13 protein-coding genes are annotated in these 17,936 nt (G+C 68.3%); 3 read left to right on the top strand and 10 right to left on the bottom strand.

Annotated elements, in window-relative coordinates:
* Positions 1-11: 11 nt before the first annotated feature.
* Positions 12-998, bottom strand: coding sequence for a glycerophosphodiester phosphodiesterase family protein (locus tag RIN18_RS11840; protein ID WP_309104174.1), 987 nt, complete (start codon positions 996-998; stop codon positions 12-14).
* A gap of 87 nt (positions 999-1,085) precedes the next feature.
* On the opposite strand from RIN18_RS11840, the gene RIN18_RS11835 reads away from it, so the two are divergent.
* Both RIN18_RS11835 and RIN18_RS11830 read left to right on the top strand, forming a co-directional pair.
* Positions 1,086-2,000 (top strand): Bax inhibitor-1/YccA family protein, encoded by a 915-nt coding sequence (locus tag RIN18_RS11835; protein ID WP_309104173.1) that lies wholly within the window; start codon positions 1,086-1,088, stop codon positions 1,998-2,000.
* Positions 2,001-2,156: 156 nt separating this feature from the next.
* Positions 2,157-2,429, top strand: a complete 273-nt coding sequence (locus RIN18_RS11830) for a GlsB/YeaQ/YmgE family stress response membrane protein (protein WP_309104172.1) — start codon at positions 2,157-2,159, stop codon at positions 2,427-2,429.
* Between the two features lie 105 nt (positions 2,430-2,534).
* On the opposite strand, the gene RIN18_RS11825 is transcribed toward RIN18_RS11830, so the two are convergent.
* The 8 genes from RIN18_RS11825 to RIN18_RS11790 all read right to left on the bottom strand — a co-directional run bounded on the left by RIN18_RS11825 (position 2,535) and on the right by RIN18_RS11790 (position 14,916).
* Positions 2,535-3,824: an RNA polymerase sigma factor gene (locus RIN18_RS11825; RefSeq protein WP_309104171.1), complete on the bottom strand. Its 1,290-nt coding sequence runs from the start codon at positions 3,822-3,824 to the stop codon at positions 2,535-2,537.
* Entirely contained in the window at positions 3,824-4,249 is a 426-nt protein-coding gene (locus RIN18_RS11820; RefSeq protein ID WP_309104170.1) for a YciI family protein, read from the bottom strand. Before RIN18_RS11820 ends, RIN18_RS11825 begins: the two co-directional genes overlap by 1 nt.
* 142 nt (positions 4,250-4,391) lie before the next feature.
* The gene (locus RIN18_RS11815; RefSeq protein ID WP_309104169.1) at positions 4,392-5,783 is read right to left on the bottom strand and encodes a glycosyltransferase; all 1,392 of its coding nucleotides are present in this window, start codon (positions 5,781-5,783) and stop codon (positions 4,392-4,394) included.
* Positions 5,774-7,360 carry a glutamine-hydrolyzing GMP synthase gene (gene guaA / locus RIN18_RS11810; RefSeq protein WP_309104168.1) on the bottom strand — a complete coding sequence of 529 codons (1,587 nt, stop codon included), beginning with the start codon at positions 7,358-7,360 and terminating at the stop codon, positions 5,774-5,776. Before guaA ends, RIN18_RS11815 begins: the two co-directional genes overlap by 10 nt.
* Complete coding sequence (locus tag RIN18_RS11805; protein ID WP_309104167.1) at positions 7,357-7,848, bottom strand: DUF3817 domain-containing protein; 492 nt, start codon at positions 7,846-7,848, stop codon at positions 7,357-7,359. The genes guaA and RIN18_RS11805 overlap by 4 nt, the downstream gene beginning before the upstream one ends.
* A gap of 252 nt (positions 7,849-8,100) precedes the next feature.
* Complete coding sequence (locus tag RIN18_RS11800) at positions 8,101-12,714, bottom strand: ExeM/NucH family extracellular endonuclease (RefSeq protein ID WP_309104166.1); 4,614 nt, start codon at positions 12,712-12,714, stop codon at positions 8,101-8,103.
* Positions 12,715-12,982: 268 nt separating this feature from the next.
* A complete protein-coding gene (locus RIN18_RS11795; protein ID WP_309104191.1) occupies positions 12,983-13,741 on the bottom strand; it encodes an SURF1 family cytochrome oxidase biogenesis protein in 759 nt (252 codons plus the stop codon).
* Between the two features lie 59 nt (positions 13,742-13,800).
* Positions 13,801-14,916, bottom strand: coding sequence for a GuaB3 family IMP dehydrogenase-related protein (locus tag RIN18_RS11790; protein WP_309104190.1), 1,116 nt, complete (start codon positions 14,914-14,916; stop codon positions 13,801-13,803).
* Positions 14,917-14,991: 75 nt separating this feature from the next.
* Between RIN18_RS11790 and RIN18_RS11785 the strand changes: the two genes are divergently transcribed.
* Positions 14,992-16,074 carry an FAD-dependent oxidoreductase gene (locus RIN18_RS11785; RefSeq protein WP_309104165.1) on the top strand — a complete coding sequence of 361 codons (1,083 nt, stop codon included), beginning with the start codon at positions 14,992-14,994 and terminating at the stop codon, positions 16,072-16,074.
* Positions 16,075-16,098: 24 nt separating this feature from the next.
* Here the strand turns inward: RIN18_RS11785 and RIN18_RS11780 are convergent, their stop codons facing one another.
* Positions 16,099-17,787 (bottom strand): ATP-binding cassette domain-containing protein, encoded by a 1,689-nt coding sequence (locus RIN18_RS11780; protein WP_309104164.1) that lies wholly within the window; start codon positions 17,785-17,787, stop codon positions 16,099-16,101.
* Between the last annotated feature and the right edge of the window lie 149 nt (positions 17,788-17,936).

The following is a 17,936-nucleotide window of genomic DNA, read 5'->3' as shown; positions in this document are numbered from 1 at the left end:
CGGCGCCGCGCTCAGGACCGGAAGAACCCCACGCCGAGATCGGGGTGGTCCACGAACACCCCGTCGACGCCGGCGCGCGCGATGACGCCCCATTCCGACTCGTAGTCCCCGAACGCCTCGCGACCCCCGCTGCCGCGGAACTCCGGCGCGAGGAAGGCGTTCTCCGGACGGCACGTCCAGGTGAAGACCTTCAGCCCACGTGCATGCGCGTCGGCGACGATCGTGTTGCCCCGAGCGAGCAGCATGCGCTTGTTGACGCTGATCCCATCGACCTTCCCCGCCAGCGCATCGAGGCCTTTCGGCGTGACGGTCGCTTTGTAGGTCAGCGCCTGCTTCCCCTCGGCCACGAGCAGATCGTACGGGCGCCCCGAGGCCTCGATGAGGTAGACATACGAGGCGACGATGCCCCGGTCGCGCAGGTCGGTCAGGATCGTCGACTCGAAGCTCTCGACGATGAGTGGCAGCTCGCCGTCCGCCCACCCGGCCGCGCGGAGCTCACGATCGATCATGGGGGCCAGATCCAGTCCGATGCCTGCGAAGTAGGTGGCGTGCTTGATCTCGAGCACAACGCCGATCTCCCGGCCGTGCTCGACGGCGCCCTGTCGCACGATGTCGAGCACATCGCGCAGTCGCAGGATCGCTTGGGAACCGTCGAAGCTCGCGCTCGAGAGCCGTACCTCCGGCAGTCGCTCCCTGCTGCGCAGGGTTGACAGTTCGGCCCACGTGAAGTCCTCGGTGAACCAGCCGGTGAGGGGCTGTCCGTCCACGCGCTTCGTCGTCTTGCGGTCTGCGAACTCCGGGTGGTCGGCGACATCCGTCGTGCCGGAGATCTCGTTCTCGTGCCGGACCACGAGCACCCCGTCGCTGGTGGCGACGACGTCAGGCTCGACCGCATCGACGCCCATCGCGAGAGCGAGCTCGTATGAGGACCGGCTGTGCTCGGGACGGTAACCGGGCGCGCCACGATGCCCGATGACGAGCGGCGATTTCCTGGGCACGCTCACAGCGTAGAACACCCCTGTCGAGGCGCTGCGCCGGTATCGTGGAGGAAAGAGACCTACGACCCCTTTGGAGTGAGGCCCACCATGAGCAACTTCGCGTTCAACAATCCTGCTTTCCAGCAGCAGGATCCGCGCAACGTCGCGACCTACCCCGGCGGACCGCAGGCAGCGGCACAGGGCGCGCAGACCGCTTCCTTCCAGCACGCGGGGGTGGATGCCGCGGCCAACGCCCGCCTCGAGGGCATGTACGCCTCCCCGCCTGCCGGCGCGATCGAAACCGACCGCATGACCGTCGAGGACACGGTGTGGAAGACCGCCGCCCTCTTCGGCATCCTGCTCGTCACGGCGGCGATCGGCTGGGTCTGGACACTCGGCGGCATGGAACTCGACCCGCGTCAGGGCGTCTCCATGGTGCCGTGGATGCTCGGCGCGCTCGGCGGCTTCGTCCTCGCGATGGTCATCACCTTCACGTCCCGCAAGAAGGTGCGCCCGGCCCTGATCTTCGCGTACGCGGCTCTCGAAGGACTCTTCGTCGGCGGTATCTCGGCGTTCTTCGAGGTGATCTGGCCCGGAATCGTCATGCAGGCGACTCTCGCGACGGTCGCCGTCGTCGGCGTGACCCTCGCCCTCTTCGCCAGCGGCAAGATCCGCGCCTCCAAGAAGATGACGAAGATCGTCATGATCGCCATGCTCGGCTACCTGGTCTTCTCGCTGCTCAACATCGTCCTGATGTTCACCGGCGTGCTGCCCGAGGGCCAGCAGTTCGGTCTGCTCAGCCAGCCCATCATGGGTATCCCGCTCGGCGTCATCATCGGAGTCCTCGTGGTCTTCATGGCCGCCTACTCGCTGGTGATGGACTTCGACCAGATCCAGCAGGGCGTGCGCAACGGCGCTCCGCGCAAGTACGGCTGGCTCGGCGGCTTCGGCATCATGGTCACCGTCGTGTGGCTCTACGTCGAAATTCTCCGCATCATCGCCATCGCCCGCGGCAGCAACTGACCGCGATCGAACCAGAAGAGGCCCGTCTCCGACTCGGAGGCGGGCCTCTTGGCACAAACGGGGGTCTCTGCGCAAGGGGGTAGCTGGGAACTCGCTGAACGTGGATAGTGGATTCACGTACCCCGAATTCGGGGTGAATGAATAAAGGAGCTGACCATGGGATTCCTCGGATTTCTTCTTCTCGGCCTCATCGCCGGTGCCATCGCTAAGCTCATCCTGCCCGGCAAGCAGGGCGGCGGATGGATTGTGACTCTGCTGCTCGGCGTCGTCGGCGCCCTCCTCGGCGGCTGGATCGGAAGCATGATCTTCGGTGTCGGCATCGAGTCGTTCTTCGACATCAGCACGTGGCTGCTCGCCATCGGTGGTGCGATCATCGTGCTGCTGATCTACGGCCTGATCGTCGGACGCGGTTCGCGCGTTCGCGACTGACCTCAGTTCGCGCACCGCGCGTCTGTGACGGGATCCGCCCTCGTCGGAAGTATCGCTTCCGACGAGGGCGGATCTCTTTTCGGGGCCTTTCGCGCGCAGGATGACTCAGCGGCCGGCGGCCTTGGCCGCGAGCAGCGCCCGCTCCCGGTCGTTACCGGCCAGGTTCGCGGCGACGGCGAACTCGCTGCGTGCCTCCTCGGCGCGACCCAGACGCAACAGCAGCTCTCCGCGCGTCGCCGGGAGCAGATGGTATCCGCGCAGGGCTCCCGATTCGGCGAGCGTGTCGATGATCTTCAGTGCCGCCGTCGGTCCGGTTGCCATCGCGACCGCCGCAGCACGGTTGAGCTCGACGACCGGAGAGGGTGCGATCCTTCCCAGCGCCTCGTAGAGCACAACGATGCGCTCCCAGTCGGTTTCGTCGACGGATGGTGCCACCGCGTGGCACTCGGCGATCGCCGCCTGCAGTCCGTATGCTCCGCGACCGCCGCCCAGCGCGTCGGCTCGCGCGAGCGCGGCCCTTCCCCGTCGGATACGGTCCTGATCCCAGCGCCGGCGATCCTGGTCGGCAAGCAGCACGGGATCGCCCTTCGCGTCCACGCGGGCGGGGAAGCGCGCTGCGGTGAGCTCCATGAGCGCGAGCAGGCTGTGAACGTCACGCTCCCGCGGCATGAGCGCGGCAAGGCCGCGGGTGAGGCGGATCGCCTCGTCGCTCAACTCCGGCCGCATCCAGTCAGACCCGGCGCTGGCCGTGTGCCCTTCGTTGAAGACGAGGTACAGCACGCCGAGGATCGCGCCGAGACGCGCGGGCTGCTCGTCGCGCGGAGGCACCTCGAAGGGCACGTTCGCCGCGGCCAGGGTCTTCTTCGCGCGCACGATCCGCTGCTGCACAGTCGCTGTCGGCACGAGGAAGGCCCGCGCGATCTCCTCACTCGCAAGACCGCCCACGACGCGGAGCGTGAGCGCCACCTGGGCTTCCCGCGAGAGCACGGGATGGCATGAGATGAAGGTCAGGCGCAGGACATCGTCGTCGATGGCATCGGGATCCCACGGCGTGGCATCGACGGCATCCGCCTGCTCCTGCTCGAGGTCGTGGGCGAGCACGGCGATGCGGTCATCGAGTCGTTCGCGGCGACGCCAGCCGTCGATCGCCTTGCGCTTGGCGACCGCCGTCAGCCATGCCGCGGCGTTTCTCGGAACGCCCTCACTCGGCCATTGCCGCAGCGCATCGACAAGTGCCTCCTGCGCGAGGTCCTCCGCCAAACCGAAGTCGCCGACCATGCGGGTCAGCGTGGCCACGATCTTGGCCGATTCGATGCGCCAGACGGCCGCGACGGCGCGCTCCGCCGATGCTCTGTCGGCGCCGTGCGCCGCCGCGGTCTCGTCAGAGGAGGTCATCACTGCTGGGCGCGCTGCGACTGCTCTTCACGCCAGCCCTCCTCCTTCTGGATCCACTCGTTGTCCTCTGGGAAGTCCGAGATTTCCGTGACGCGACGCACTTCGAGGAACGCCCCCTTGCCGAGGGGCGCGCGGCTCGCCCACTCGACCGCTTCCTCGCGGCTCGACACTTCGATGATCCAGAAGCCGTTGAACAGCTCCTTCGTCTCTCCGTAGGGACCGTCCGTGATGAGAGGCTTCTCGGCGCTGAAGTCCACGACGAAACCCTCCGCGGCATCCGTCAGCCCTTGTCCGGCGAGGAGCACGCCCGCCTTCATCATCGACTCGTTGTAGGCGCCCATGGCCTCGATGACCTGCTCGAACGGAATCTCCTTGTAGGCCTCGACGCCCTCGTCGGTCGCGCGCATGATCAGCATGAACTTCATGGTGGTTCTCCTTGTCCGGTGGGCCGTGATTCGACCCTCTCACTTCAGACGTCGCTCGGGAAGCGGCCGAATCGACACGACGGCGATAATTTCTCACCGACAGACTCGAGCCGATCACTGGGAATCGGGTCGGACCGGGACATCACCGTCTGGGAGGACGCTGCACCGCCTCGTGGATGACCGCGGTGAGAGCGGCGAGCGAGCGCTCGGGGCTCCAGGACGCCGCGACCACGGGCGCTTGCGCGCGCAGAGCGTCGAGCAGAGCGGGATCGCAGAGGATTCGGCGCAGCGCTTGGGCCAACTGCTCGATATCGCCATCGGGCACGAGGATGCCACCGCCCTCGCCCAGCACGTCGCGGATGCCGTAGCGCACGTCGTACGACACGACGGGCGCGCCGTGCATCAGCGCCTCGACGACCGAGAGCGGCTGCCCCTCGTAGGCCGTCGAGGTCACGACGACGGAGGCTCTGTCGAGGACTCGCCCCGGGTCGTCGGTGTATCCCGCGAGCGTCACCCGCGCCGTGGCGTCGAGATCTCCGATGAGCGCCTCCAGGCGATCCCGCTCGGGCCCGCCGCCCCAGATCTCCATCCGCGCCCCGGGGACGTCCGCAGCAAGGAAAGCCCGGATCGCCTGATCAATGCGCTTACCGGGAGCCATCCGTCCCAGCACCACCACGAGACCCGGCTCCCGCAGGTCGTCGCGGGGCGTGACGGGCGTGACGGGATTCGGCACGACGACGTGGTGCGCCTCAGTGCCGAACCGCGCGACCACGTCGTCGCGCTGCGTCGCCGTCGGCCAGATCACGGCGTCGAATCGGGGGGCCAGGTCGAACCAGCGCGTCCACAGCCCGTTCATCGGGGCATCCGGCGTGTACGGCGCCTCGACATGCATCGTATGGATGGTGTGGAGGGTGCGGACGCGAGGATCGCTCCAGTCGGCGATGAGCTCACCGAGTTGCCGCGACTCGCAGATGACGACGATCGGCCGTTCGTCGAACGCGTCGACCACATGCGCGAGCCAGGCACGGTAGAGGCCCTTGAAGCCGCGCACGGTGCCGACGACGTCACCGTCAGCGCCGTACACGAGGACCGGTGCGTCGCTCAGGTGCCAATCCGGGTTCCCCCCGATCACCGGAAGCCCGGCGAACGGCCTGCCCTCATCGTCGTGAAGCGTGCGGTACTGCGTGTCCGAGCGTGGCACGGTGGCGGCATCCGCAGCGGCAAGCAGCCATCGCGCTGCCCCCCCGCCGTCCGCGACCGCTTCGTCGAAGAGATTGCGCATGCGAGAGGCATCGACGACCGCCCCACGCGCGACGAAGGTCGCACGGTGCTCTGCGTGGGCCTCGGCCGTCCCGGGGTCGAAGGTGAGCAGCTGCGGGCCGGCACCGTCAGCCACCCCCGCTGCGGCCAGCTGCCGCGCGCGCGCGAGCGTCGCGATCGTGTAGCCGCCGTCCAGGTCAGGAATCAGCCGGCTGGACAGCACCAGATACTCGGCGTCAGGCAGAGCAGGCGGCTGCTCGTCCCCTACTCCCACTCGATGGTCCCCGGCGGCTTCGACGTCACATCGAGCACGACGCGGTTGACGTCGCGGACGCCATTCGTGATGCGGTTCGAGATCTTCCCCAGCACGTCGTAGGGCAGACGCGTCCAGTCGGCGGTCATGGCGTCTTCACTCGACACCGGCCGCAACACGATCGGGTGACCGTAGGTGCGGCCGTCGCCCTGGACTCCCACCGATCGCACGTCGGCGAGGAGCACGACCGGGCACTGCCAGATCTCCTGGTCGAGGCCGGCCTTCGTCAGCTCTTCGCGGGCGATGGCGTCGGCCTCACGCAGAATCTCGAGACGGTCAGCGGTGACCTCACCGATGATCCGGATGCCGAGACCGGGCCCCGGAAACGGCTGGCGCCCGACGATCGCCTCCGGGATGCCGAGCTCGCGGCCGATCGCGCGCACCTCGTCCTTGAACAGGGCGCGCAGCGGTTCGATCAGCTCGAAGTCGAGGTCGTCGGGCAGGCCGCCGACGTTGTGGTGCGACTTGATGTTCGCCGTGCCCGCGCCGCCGCCGGACTCGACGACGTCGGGGTACAGGGTGCCCTGCACGAGGAACTTGACGGGCGCGCCGCCCGAGGCCTTCGCCTCGGCGACCAGGTCGAGCTGCACCTTCTCGAACGCGCGGATGAATTCGCGGCCGATGATCTTGCGTTTCTCTTCAGGGTCGGTGACGCCCTTGAGGTGTCCCAGGAACGTCTCGGCGGCGTCGACGGTGATCAGTCGCACTCCGGTGGACTCGACGTAGTCCTTCTCGACCTGCTCGCGCTCGCCCTTGCGGAGCAGGCCATGGTCGACGAAGACCGCGGTGAGCTGATCTCCGATCGCCCGGTGCACGAGGGCGGTCGACACAGCGGAGTCGACACCGCCGGAGAGCGCCGAGATGACCCTCGCGTCGCCGACCTGCTCGCGGATGCGTTCGATCTGCTCGGCGATCACGTTACCGCTGTTCCAGTCGGAGGCGAGCCCCGCGCCCTTGTGCAGGAAGTTCTCGAGCACTCGCTGACCGTGGTCGGAGTGCTTGACTTCGGGGTGCCATTGCACTCCGTAGAACCGGCGGTCCTCGTTCGCGAACGCTGCGACCTTCGTCGCATCCGTCGTCGCGAGCACCTCGAAGCCCTCGGGTGCCTTGGCGACCTGGTCGCCATGACTCATCCACACGTTCTGCGCCGCGGGCTGGCCGCCGAGCAGTGTGCCTCCGTCGCCGGAGATGACGGCATCCGTCGCCCCGTACTCGCGAAGACCCGTGTGCGCGACCTCGCCGCCGAGCGTCTGCGCCATGTACTGGAAGCCGTAGCAGATGCCGAGGGTGGGGACGCCGAGGTCGAACACGCCGGGGTCCAGCCGCGGGGCTCCCTCTTCGTAGACGGAGGAAGGGCCGCCGGAGAGGATGATCGCCACCGGGTTCCTGGCTGCGATCTCCTCGGCGGTGGCGGTGTGCGGCACGATCTCGCTGTAGACGCCGGCTTCGCGCACGCGGCGCGCGATCAGCTGCGCGTACTGTGCTCCGAAGTCGACGACGAGCGCCGGGCGCTGCTGGGTCTCGGGCTGTTCGGTCAACGGATGCCTTCCGTGAGTGAGGACGATGCGGCCGCGGATCCCGTCGGGCCCGGTGTGGCCTCGCGGGCTGCGAGGTAGGACTTCACGTCGCGGGCGACGATCGTCTCCATGAAGAACGACAGCAGCGGGATGACGCCGCCGAGCGCGAGGAGCACGAGCCGCAGGAACGGCCAGCGCATCAGGCTCCACATGCGGAAGCATGCGAAAAGATACACGACGTAGAACCACCCGTGCGCGACCAGGATGAACAGCGACAGATTGAACCCGTCGCCGGTGGATTCGAGCCCCTCGGGTCCTTCGACCACGGGCGCGAACCATAGGGGGCCGCCGGAGCCGCCCGCGAAGAGCTCGAGGTGGATTGGCGTGTACTTGAGCACCATCTCGGCGACCAGCAGGAGCAGCATCACTCCGGTGATGATCGACGCGACCTGGTAGAACTTCAACGCACCGCGGATCGCCGGAAAGCTGGCGACTTTCGGTTCGGGCATGGCTCCAGTCTAGACGCCGCCGCACCACGCGGAATCAGCACTCCGACTGGCCCGGCATCCGCCCGCTCCCCTGACCGGAGATCTTCGCCCCCACTTCTGCGGCCAGTTCGAAGTTCTGCGGACCATACCCGCCGTTCTGGCCGCAGATGTTGCTATCGGCCGCGAAAGTTGCAGGGTTTTGGAACCCCAGACACGACGGAGGCCGCCGGAATCGCTCCCGGCGGCCTCTGTCGTGTCATCCAGCGAGTGGGGTCACCACCAACCGGTGATGAGGTCCCAGATCCAGTGGACGATGTCCTTGATGATGCTGCCGACACCGCCCGATCGGTTGACGGTGACCGTGGCCGTCGCCTCGTCGCCGTCGGCCTGCGACACCGCCACCGTGTACTTGCCCGGCTGCGTGTTCTTCGGCACGGTCACCGAGGTGCTGAACGTTCCATCCTCGGTGACCTGGGCCGTTCCCACCTCGATCGGCTGCCCCTTCTTCGGACGCAGCTCGACCATCACCGTCTCACCGGGCTGATACCCCTCACCGGTGATCGCCAGCTTCTTGCCCGCCGCGACCTTCGACGAGCCGAGGTCGATCGTTCCGGCGAATTCCGCCTCCTCGGCGATGGTGAACGGCACCTGCACGGTCATCCCGGTCCCCGGCACCGCGACGGTGAGCCGCTGCTCGCCGAAGACACCGGAGGGAACAGTGAAGGTCAGGCTCGCGCGGCCGGCTTCATCCGTCGTATCGACGACGGTCGGATCGATCGTCCCCGCGGCGAGTTGAGTGTCACCCAGCGAGAGGGTGACCTCTCCCGGCGCCGGCTCACCCGCGCTGAACGCGAGGGACGACAGCGACACGGTCACCTGATCGCCGGCACTGTAGCCGTCCGAATCCGCAGGGCTGACCGTCACCCCGACGGCGCGCTGCGCGTAGTCGGGAGTCGCCGTCTTGTTCGCATCGAACCAGTCGACCATGGACTGCAGGTCGATCTTGCCGGTGTCGCGCTTGCCCTCGCCCTCCTTGAAGGTGGCGAAGTTGTCGCCGCCCGCTGCGAGGAACGAGTTGGCCGCGACCGTATAGTCGCCGTTCGGGTCGATCGGCGTGCCGTCGAGGGTGATCGACGTGATCCGCGAGCCCTGAGCCGCGGTCGGGTCGTAGGTGTACACCAGACCCTCCGAGACGCCGAGCTTCAGGAACGGACGCGCGGCGCCAGCGGGCTGCCACTGCTCTTCGAGCACGCTCTTCAGCTGCTCGCCGGTGAGCGTCAGCGTCACCAGCGTGTTCGCGAACGGCTGGACCGTCGCCGCCTCACGGTACGTGACGTTGCCGTCGGGGTCGGATGGCCCCGACGAGGCGTACGTGAGGTTCGCACGCAGGCCACCCGGGTTCATCAGAGCGATGTCGGCGTCGGTCGCCCACTTCTGGACGTCGGCGACGAAGTTCCCGATGGTGGACTCACCACCCCGGTTCTCCGTCGTGCCGTCGCTCTGCCGTGCCCGGTTGAAGTCGGCGGTGATGTCGCCGACCTTCACGGCGCCCAGCACATCGGCATCCGCCTTGGCCTGCGCCACGATGGCGGCGACCTCGGGATCGGCCGGGTACAGCGGCTTGCCGGCCGACGTGAGGGGCTTGATCTCGTTGGTGATCGAGATCAGGTCCTTCGTCTCGGGGTCGACCTGGATGTTGAGCAGACCGACGTTCTCGCCGTACTGACCGGCCGAGAAGACCGGGCGCCCGTCGATGACGTGGTTGTACACCACGTGCGTGTGCGCCGACGCGATGGCATCGACGTCGTCATCCACGCCGAACACGACCTCGCCGAGCGGCGAGTCGGGCGTGATGGCGTTCACATCGGTGCTCTCCGAGCCCTCGTGCACCAGAAGAACCACGACATCCGCTTCACCGTTCGAGTCGTCTCCATCGCGGAGTGCGTCTGCCGAGGCGTTCACCGACTCCACGATGTCGCGGATCTCGAGTTCGGAGATGCCGTCAGGTGCGACCAGAGACTCGAGGTCCTCGGTCACGGCGCCGATGAAGCCCACCCGGACGCCCTGCAGCTCCTTGACCCATGTCGGTGCGAGTGCCGGCTCGCCGGTCTCGGCGACGACGACGTTCGAGGCGATGTACTCCCAGTCGGCGCGCTCCTGCACACGGTCGCGGAAATCCGCCCATCCCTGGTCGTACTCGTGGTTTCCGGCCGAGCTGACCTCCATCCCGGCCGCGTTGAGCGCGTCCATCGTGGGGTTGTCGTCGTTGATGAACGACGTGAACGTCGACGCTCCGATCAGGTCGCCGACACCGGCGAAGATCGTGTTCGGGTTCGCCGCCCGGAACTGATCGACGGCTCCGGCGAGCACGGCGGCACCTGCCGCAGCACCGTCGGCCTCGATGCGGCCGTGGAAGTCGTTGACCGTGACGACGTCGATGCTCACCGGCGGGATCTCCGCCGACACACCGACGAGGATCGGGTCGTGATCGCTGGAACGGAACGGCGTGCCCTCTTCGGTGGCTCCGAACGCGTAGCCGCGGTCGCTCCACTCCGGCGAGTTGATGCCCCAGACGCCCGCTCCGGTGATCGACGACACCAGCGACGGCGAGGCGATCACATGATCGAGCGAACCGAGCTCGCCGTCGAAGGTGTAGGTGTACTGACCGTCGGTCTTGTCTGCCACCAGATCACTCCACCCCTGCGAGGTGAAGACGTCGATCGGGTCTTCCTTGCCGTAGGCGTTGAAGTCGCCGATGAGCAGCATGTCGGAGCTTCCGGTGCTCTCCTCGATCTCCTCGGTGAAGGCGAGCAGCGACTGCGACTGCTTCACCCGGTCGGCGTTGAAGAAACCCTGACCGTCGGCGGGCTCGGCACCTGCGCCTTCGGGCGGCGACTTCGACTTGAAGTGGTTCGAGACGACGGTGACCACGCGACCGTCGATGTCGAACGCCTGCGCGATCGGCTCGCGCGCGTTGCCCCAGACCGACTCGTCGACGATGGTCTCGCTGTCACCGACGGTGTCGACGGCATCCTTCTTGTAGATGATCGCGTTGGTGATGAAGTCGGTCGTGGTCGCATCGGCGAGAGCAGCCGGTGTCGGCACATAGTCCCAGACCTCGCTGCCCGCGTCTGCGTTGAGGCCCGCGACCAGGTCCTTGAGCGCGGTGTCGACCGGCTTGCCGAGCTTCACCGAGTTCTCGATCTCCATGAGAGCGACGATCTCAGCGTCGAGTCCGTTGATGGCCGCGACGATCTTCGACTTCTGCACGGCGAACTGCGCGGCGTTCGCCGCACCCCGAGCGTCGGAATCCTCGGACTTCAGGGTGGTGAAGTAGTTGTACACGTTGAACGATGCCACCTGCACATCGCCGCCGACCTCGGGCGCCGACTCGGTGCGGGGGTTCGTCGCCTCGAAGCCGACCTTGAGCCCGGCATCCGACGCGTCGTCGATGGGCACGACCGGCTGCAGACGCCAGTCGTCGAAGCCCCACTGCAGCACATAGCCGTTGTCGCCGAAATCGACCGTGTCGCCGTTTCGGACGACCGCGTCTTCCGTGAAGTACGGCTGCTGGCCGGGGTGGCCGTTGTTGGTGACCTGGATGGACCAGCCGTCGTCGAGCAGGATGCGGTTGGCGCGGTTCGCCGCAGCGATCGCCGATGCGTCCGCGCCGGGACGCGTGGTCTCGGTGCTCTTGACGTTCAGCTCTGCACCTGCGTTCAGCCAGAGCGTGCCGAAGTTGTAAAGCTGGTGGCTGGAGGCGACGCGATACGTGCCCTCCGGCGCGACGTACATGTTCTCGTACTGCTCACGGTCGGCTCCGCGGACGGTGTCGGCGAGCGGGGTGACAGCGGGAACACCGGCGCCGGCGGTGAGCAGCTCGATGTCGGTGAGAGCTGAGGGGTTGATCTGCGTCTGACCGAAGTACTCGCTCACCGATCCCGTGACCGAGACGAGATCGCCGATGGCGAGCGTCGGGGCCAGTGCGTTCAGATAGACGAAGACGCCGTCGGATGCTCCGGGCGTCGCGTCGATCGCACCGCCGGAACCCTGCGTCTGAATGGTGATGCCCTTGTAACCGCCGATGCGGTAATCGCCGGTGACGACACCCTCCACCCGCACGACCTGACCGCTCAGCGGCGAGACGTCGGCGGTGCCCTGCACCTCGGCGATCGCGACCGCTGCGGGTTCGGGATCGGGATCGGGGTCGGGGTCGGGGTCCGGATCGGTTCCGCCGGACCCCTGCGGGGTGATCGTGGCCGACAGCGTGAAGTCGGCACTGTTGTTGTCAGTGTCCGCGCCGTTCGTGCGGTTCAACGACTTCACATCCGTGTTGCCTGCCGGAGGCGTGGCCGCAGCGGTCTCGAACGTGTTCGAGGTGCCGTAGCCGAGGACGTCGATCACGCCGTCGACGCCGACGACGGACCCGGGGGTCAGTGTGATCGCGGTCGTTCCCTCGACGAGCGCGAGCGTGCCGTTGGTGCCGCTGGGTGTCAAGGTGCTGACCACGTCGGGAGAAGGAAGCTCGGCGCCGTTCGCGCCGTTGCTGTTGCCCTGCACGAGGTAGTACCCGCCGGCGGGGATCTCGCCGGTCAGCGGCGCCACGCCGTTGGCGTTGCCGGTGCCGGTCGCCGAGCGGTACTGCAGCGACATGCCGTCGAGGGTGATCGGTGCGTCGGTCGGGTTGTACAGCTCGACGAACTTGTTCTTGAAGGCCGCGCCCGCGCTGCCTCCGGAGAGATACGCCTCGTTGATCACCACCCCCGTTCCGGTGGTGTCTGCGACGGCGGGCAGCGCGGTCAGCGAGCCGAGGCTCAGGGCTGCCACACAGGACACGGCGAGAGCGCCGATGCGCCCTCTGCTTCTGCGGTGCGAGACGGGAGCCATGCGGTCCCCGTACTCGGAAGCGGACATCATCGGTGCTGTCTCCTCGGTCGGTGGTGCGACATCTCTCATGAACTGCATCGGTGCGCCCCGGATGCCCAGCCCGCACACATGTTGCGAGCATACGTAGCGCCCCGGACATCCTCAATGGAGTTTCCCGTTTCGTCACCGACCGCTCACCCGATAGCCGCAGCGACCCCCGACGAAGGTCCATATCGGCGGTACGCTGCCGCGCACATGCGCACCAGGCGGCGCGCGCGTGCGCGTGAGATCAGGCGGATGCCGCTCCCCGCGCGTCCTCGAATTCCTCGACCTCGCGCTCCCAGGCGTCCTTGGCGAGGCGGTACCAGAGGTAGAACGCGAAGCCCGCGAAGATCGCCCATTCGGCGGCGTAGAAGATGTTCAGCCAGTTGATCGGGGATCGCTCCTCCGGCGCCGGCGAAGAGATGTCGACCAGTCCCTGCGGAGCCTCTTGAGAGGCCAGGTACGGCCGGTACACGTCGAGGCTCTCGGTGTCGTGCCAGCGACTCAGCAGTGCCGCCGGTGACATCCGGCTCATCCGGTCGGGCTCGCTCCGCGGGGGGACGGCCGGGCCCTCGTCGGAGATGATCCGGCCGGTGACGGTGACCTCGTCGGCTCCGGCATCCGCGTTCAGCTGCTCGATGGCCGCGTTCGCCGTCTCCCGGTCCGGTGCCCAGCCCAGGGCGACGGCGATCGACGTGCGCTCCGCGACGCGCAGCTGCCCGGTGACCCAGTACCCCTCGACGTCGTCGTTGAAACGCTGCGAGACGACCAGGAAGTCATCCGGCACCCACACGCCCGACGTCTCGACGCGCTGACCCACGAGGGGCTCGGGAAGGTACTCCCCCGGTTCGACGACATCCGTCAGTGAACGCACCTCCTCGGTGGCGCCCGGTGCCGGCGGATCGCTCTCGATCGCACGACCCAGCTGCCACTGCCCGAGCCACGCGAACACGCCCGCGACGATGAGGCAGAGCAGCAGCAGGCCGATCCAGCGACCGCGGAGCATGACCTCGCGGAGGGTGGGCGGGAACGGCAGCGGCGACGTCACGATGGGGTGCGCGAGCCTCAGGCCTCGTAGGGCGCGAGCACGACCTCGACCCGCTGGAACTCCTTGAGGTCGGAATATCCGGTGGTCGCCATGGACTTGCGCAGCGCGCCGATGAGGTTGGCTGTGCCGTCCGCGACCGGCGCGGGGCCGTAGAGGATGTCCTCCAGCGTGCCGATCCCGTCGACCGCCACACGGTGACCGCGCGGGAGCTTGGGGTGGTGCGCTTCGGGACCCCAGTGGAATCCGCGACCGGGGGCGTCGGTGGCCCGCGCGAGCGCCACGCCGAGCATCACGGCATCGGCGCCCATGGCGAGCGCCTTGACGATGTCGCCGGAGGTGCCGACGCCGCCGTCAGCGATGACGTGCACGTAACGCCCGCCGGACTCGTCGAGGTAGTCGCGGCGTGCGGCGGCGACGTCCGACACGGCGGTCGCCATCGGGGCGTGGATGCCGAGGGTCGCGCGCGTCGTGGACGCCGCTCCCCCGCCGAATCCGACGAGGACGCCCGCGGCGCCGGTGCGCATGAGGTGCAGGGCCGCGGTGTAGGTTGCCGCGCCGCCGACGATGACGGGCACGTCGAGGTCGTAGATGAACTTCTTGAGGTTCAGCGGCGAGGCCGTGCTCGAGACGTGCTCGGCGGAGACGGTGGTGCCACGGATGACGAAGAGGTCGACACCGGCGGCGGCGACGATGTCGTAGTACTCCTGCGTGCGCTGCGGCGTGAGGGATCCGGCGACGGTGACGCCGCCCTCGCGGATCTCGGCGAGACGACGGGTGATGAGCTCGGGCTTGATCGGCTCGGAATACAGCTGCTGCATCCGCACGGTCGCCTTGTCGTCGCCGAGCCCGGCGATCTCGGCGAGCAGCGGCTCAGGGTTCTCGTACCGCGTCCACAGCCCCTCGAGATCGAGGACGCCCAGGCCCCCGAGCTGACCGAGCATGATCGCCGTCTGCGGGCTCACGACGGAGTCCATCGGGGCGCCGAGAACCGGGATCTCGAACCCGAACGCGTCGATCGTCCAGGCGGTCGAGACGTCCTCGGGGTTGCGCGTGCGCCGCGAAGGCACCACCGCGATGTCGTCGAACGTGTATGCGCGACGCGCACGCTTTCCTCGGCCGAGCTCGATCTCCATGGTCACCCCTCCAGCCTACCGGGGCGCCGGCGGGGGCAACGGCTGGGAGACTGGGTTTCGACATCGGGAGGAAGCATGAGGGCGGATGCCGTCGACATCGCCGTCGTCGGAGGCGGCGTCATGGGTCTCGCGACGGCGTGGGAGCTCACGCGTCGTGGACACCGGCCGATCGTGCTGGAGCGTTTCGACCGCGGTCACCGGCAGGGCGCCTCCCACGGAGCGACGCGCAACTTCAACAACGCGTACGGCGAAGAGCACTATCTCGACCTGCTCACACGGGCGCGCGAGGGGTGGGATGCCCTCGGATCGGTCGACGGCGAACCTCTGCTGCGGCTGCACGGACTCGTCACCCACGGTGACCTGGACCTGCCGGCCGTGGCGCAGCGGCTCGCCGACCGCGGCATCCACGTCGAACTCCTCGACGGCGGCGAAGCGGCGACGCGGTGGCCGGGAATGCGCTTCGAGGAGACCGTGCTGTACTCCCGCGATGCCGGGGTGGCGCGAGCGTCGGCGGCTCTGGGTGAACTCGAGCGGAGGATCGTCGCGGGCGGCGGCGACGTGCGGTGGAACACCCCGGTCGACAGCATCCGCGAGACCGATTCCGGCGTGGAACTGGCGGTGGCTGGACGCACCGTTCGCGCCGACACGGTCGTGGTGACCGTCGGCGCGTGGACCGAGCGGATGCTGCCGGCGATGCCGCTGCCGCGGATGGTCGTCACCGAGGAGACCCCCGCGCACTTCCGCCCGCGCACCGACGTCGCATGGCCGTCGTTCAATCACTACGTCGAAACCGAGCGATACCCGGCGACCGTGTACGGGATGCCCACTCCGGGCGAGGGCGTGAAGGTCGGATTCCACCGCGTGGGCGACGATGTCGACCCGGACGCCCGGCCGCATCGGCCGACGCATCTGAGGGCTCTCGAAGAGTACGTCCGCGAATGGATGCCGGGGCTCGACCACCGATCGGCGGCGCCGATCAGCTGCACGTACACCTCGACCGACGACGGCACCTTCGTGCTCGATCGCCGCGGTCGCATCATCGTCGGCGCCGGCTTCTCGGGCCACGGATTCAAGTTCGCACCCGGAATCGGAGCAGTGCTCTCCGATCTCGTCCTCGATCCCGCCGCCAGGGCAGCGGAGCCGTTCCGTCTTGCGTGAGCCGGAACGGCTCCCCCGCGCATCTCAGCGTGCGCGCACCACCCGCCGCTCGTCCCACACCGGCGCATCGGACTCGTAGACCTCACCCTCCGACCCGAACACCAGGTAGCGGTCGAACGATCGGGCGAACCAGCGATCGTGCGTGACGGCGAGCACCGTGCCCTCGAAGCGGGTGAGGGCCTCCTCCAGCGCCTCGGCGGACTCCAGGTCGAGGTTGTCGGTCGGCTCGTCCAGCAGCAGCAGCGTCGCGCCGGAGAGTTCGAGCAGCAGCACCTGGAAGCGGGCCTGCTGCCCGCCGGAGAGCGACTCGAAGGTCTGCTGCGCCTGGCGCACCAGACCGTAGCGGTCCAGCGCCGAGCTGGCGGCATCCCTCGGCATCCCGTCTCGCCGCTCGTCACCGCGGTGCAGGATCTCGAGCAGTGTGCGTCCGACGAACTCGGGATGCGCGTGCGTCTGCGCGAACAGCCCCGGTACCACCCTGGCACCCAGCGCCGCACGCCCGGTGTGGGGCACCTCCTCCAGCAGCTCTCCGGTCGAGGTGACATGGCCGAGGGTGGGATCGGGGTCGCTGCCGCCCCTGGCCAGCAGCCGGAGGAAGTGCGACTTGCCCGAGCCGTTGGACCCGAGCACGCCCACGCGGTCGCCGTACCAGACCTCGGCGTCGAAGGGTCGCATCAGGCCGGTGAGCTCCAGCGCTTCGGCGACCACGGCGCGCTTCCCCGTGCGAGCGCCGCGCAGTCTCATGTCGAAGTCCTGCGCCGGCGGTCGCTCCTCCGGCGGTCCCGCCTCTTCGAATTTGCGCAGGCGGGTCTGGGCGGCCTGATACCGCGAGGCGAATCCGTCGTTCGCCGCCGCCTTGACCTTGAGGTTCGCCACGAGGATCCGCAGCTTCTCATGCTGCTCGTCCCACCTCCGGCGGAGCTCATCCAGGCGATCCATCCGATCGCTGCGTGCCTGGTGGTACGTGCCGAATCCTCCGCCGTGCACCCAGGCCGTCGCTCCCGCGCCGCCCGGTTCGAGTGTGATCAGGCGGTCGACGGCACGCGCGAGCAGCTCACGGTCGTGCGAGACGAGCAGCACCGTCTTGGGGGTCTGGCGCAGCTGCTCCTCGAGCCACCGCTTCGCCGGCACGTCAAGGTAGTTGTCCGGCTCGTCGAGCAGGAGCACCTCGTCGGGGCCGCGCAGCAGCGCCTCGAGCGCGAGCCGCTTCTGCTCCCCACCCGAGAGCGTGGTGAGTTCGCGGTACCGTGCGCGCTCGAAGGGAACACCGAGGGCGGCGACGGTGCACTGATCCCACACGGTCTCGTGCTCGTATCCGCCGGCATCCGCGTACTCCGCGAGCGCCGAGGCGTAGGCCATCTGCGTGTCGTGTTCATCGCGCTCGATGAGGGCGTTCTCGGCCGCCTCGAGCGCGCGCGCCGCTGCCCGGATCCGCCCCGGTGCGACGCGCACGAGCAGCTCGTGCACCGTCTGCCCGGTCTCGCCGTGGCCGACGAACTGATCCATGACGCCGAGGCCGCCGTCGATCGTGACGACGCCGCCGTCGGGCGCGAGCTCGCCCCGGGTGATCCGCAGCAGCGTCGTCTTGCCGGCGCCGTTCGGCCCGATCAGCGCACTCGTCGACCCCTGGCCGACGCGGAACGTCACCTCATCCAGCAGCGGTCTGCCGTCCGGCAGCGTCAACGAGACGCCGGAAACATCGATATACCCCACGGGTGCACGCCATCCTTCCGCCCGCATGGCGAGCCGACCAGGCTATCAGGTCGGGGACGACGGCGTGCGCCGTGGCTCGAGGACAGGAGAAATCCCCGGGTCAGGACGATTCGGCGGCAATCGTCCTGACCCGGGGACATCTCCTGAAC

It is taken from the genome of Microbacterium sp., from assembly GCF_031179285.1.
Classification (GTDB): Bacteria; Actinomycetota; Actinomycetes; order Actinomycetales; family Microbacteriaceae; genus Microbacterium.
This window is presented reverse-complemented; position numbering and strand designations above follow the sequence as displayed.

What these genes read in the sequence shown, in the direction of transcription:
- RIN18_RS11835 (WP_309104173.1), top strand. Translation starts at nt 1,086, where the DNA reads ATGAGCAACTTCGCGTTCAACAATCCTGCTTTCCAGCAGCAGGATCCG.
- RIN18_RS11830 (WP_309104172.1), top strand. Translation starts at nt 2,157, where the DNA reads ATGGGATTCCTCGGATTTCTTCTTCTCGGCCTCATCGCCGGTGCCATC.
- RIN18_RS11825 (WP_309104171.1), bottom strand. Translation starts at nt 3,824, where the DNA reads ATGACCTCCTCTGACGAGACCGCGGCGGCGCACGGCGCCGACAGAGCA.
- RIN18_RS11820 (WP_309104170.1), bottom strand. Translation starts at nt 4,249, where the DNA reads ATGAAGTTCATGCTGATCATGCGCGCGACCGACGAGGGCGTCGAGGCC.
- RIN18_RS11805 (WP_309104167.1), bottom strand. Translation starts at nt 7,848, where the DNA reads ATGCCCGAACCGAAAGTCGCCAGCTTTCCGGCGATCCGCGGTGCGTTG.
- RIN18_RS11800 (WP_309104166.1), bottom strand. Translation starts at nt 12,714, where the DNA reads ATGGCTCCCGTCTCGCACCGCAGAAGCAGAGGGCGCATCGGCGCTCTC.
- RIN18_RS11795 (WP_309104191.1), bottom strand. Translation starts at nt 13,741, where the DNA reads ATGCTCCGCGGTCGCTGGATCGGCCTGCTGCTGCTCTGCCTCATCGTC.
- RIN18_RS11790 (WP_309104190.1), bottom strand. Translation starts at nt 14,916, where the DNA reads ATGGAGATCGAGCTCGGCCGAGGAAAGCGTGCGCGTCGCGCATACACG.
- RIN18_RS11785 (WP_309104165.1), top strand. Translation starts at nt 14,992, where the DNA reads ATGAGGGCGGATGCCGTCGACATCGCCGTCGTCGGAGGCGGCGTCATG.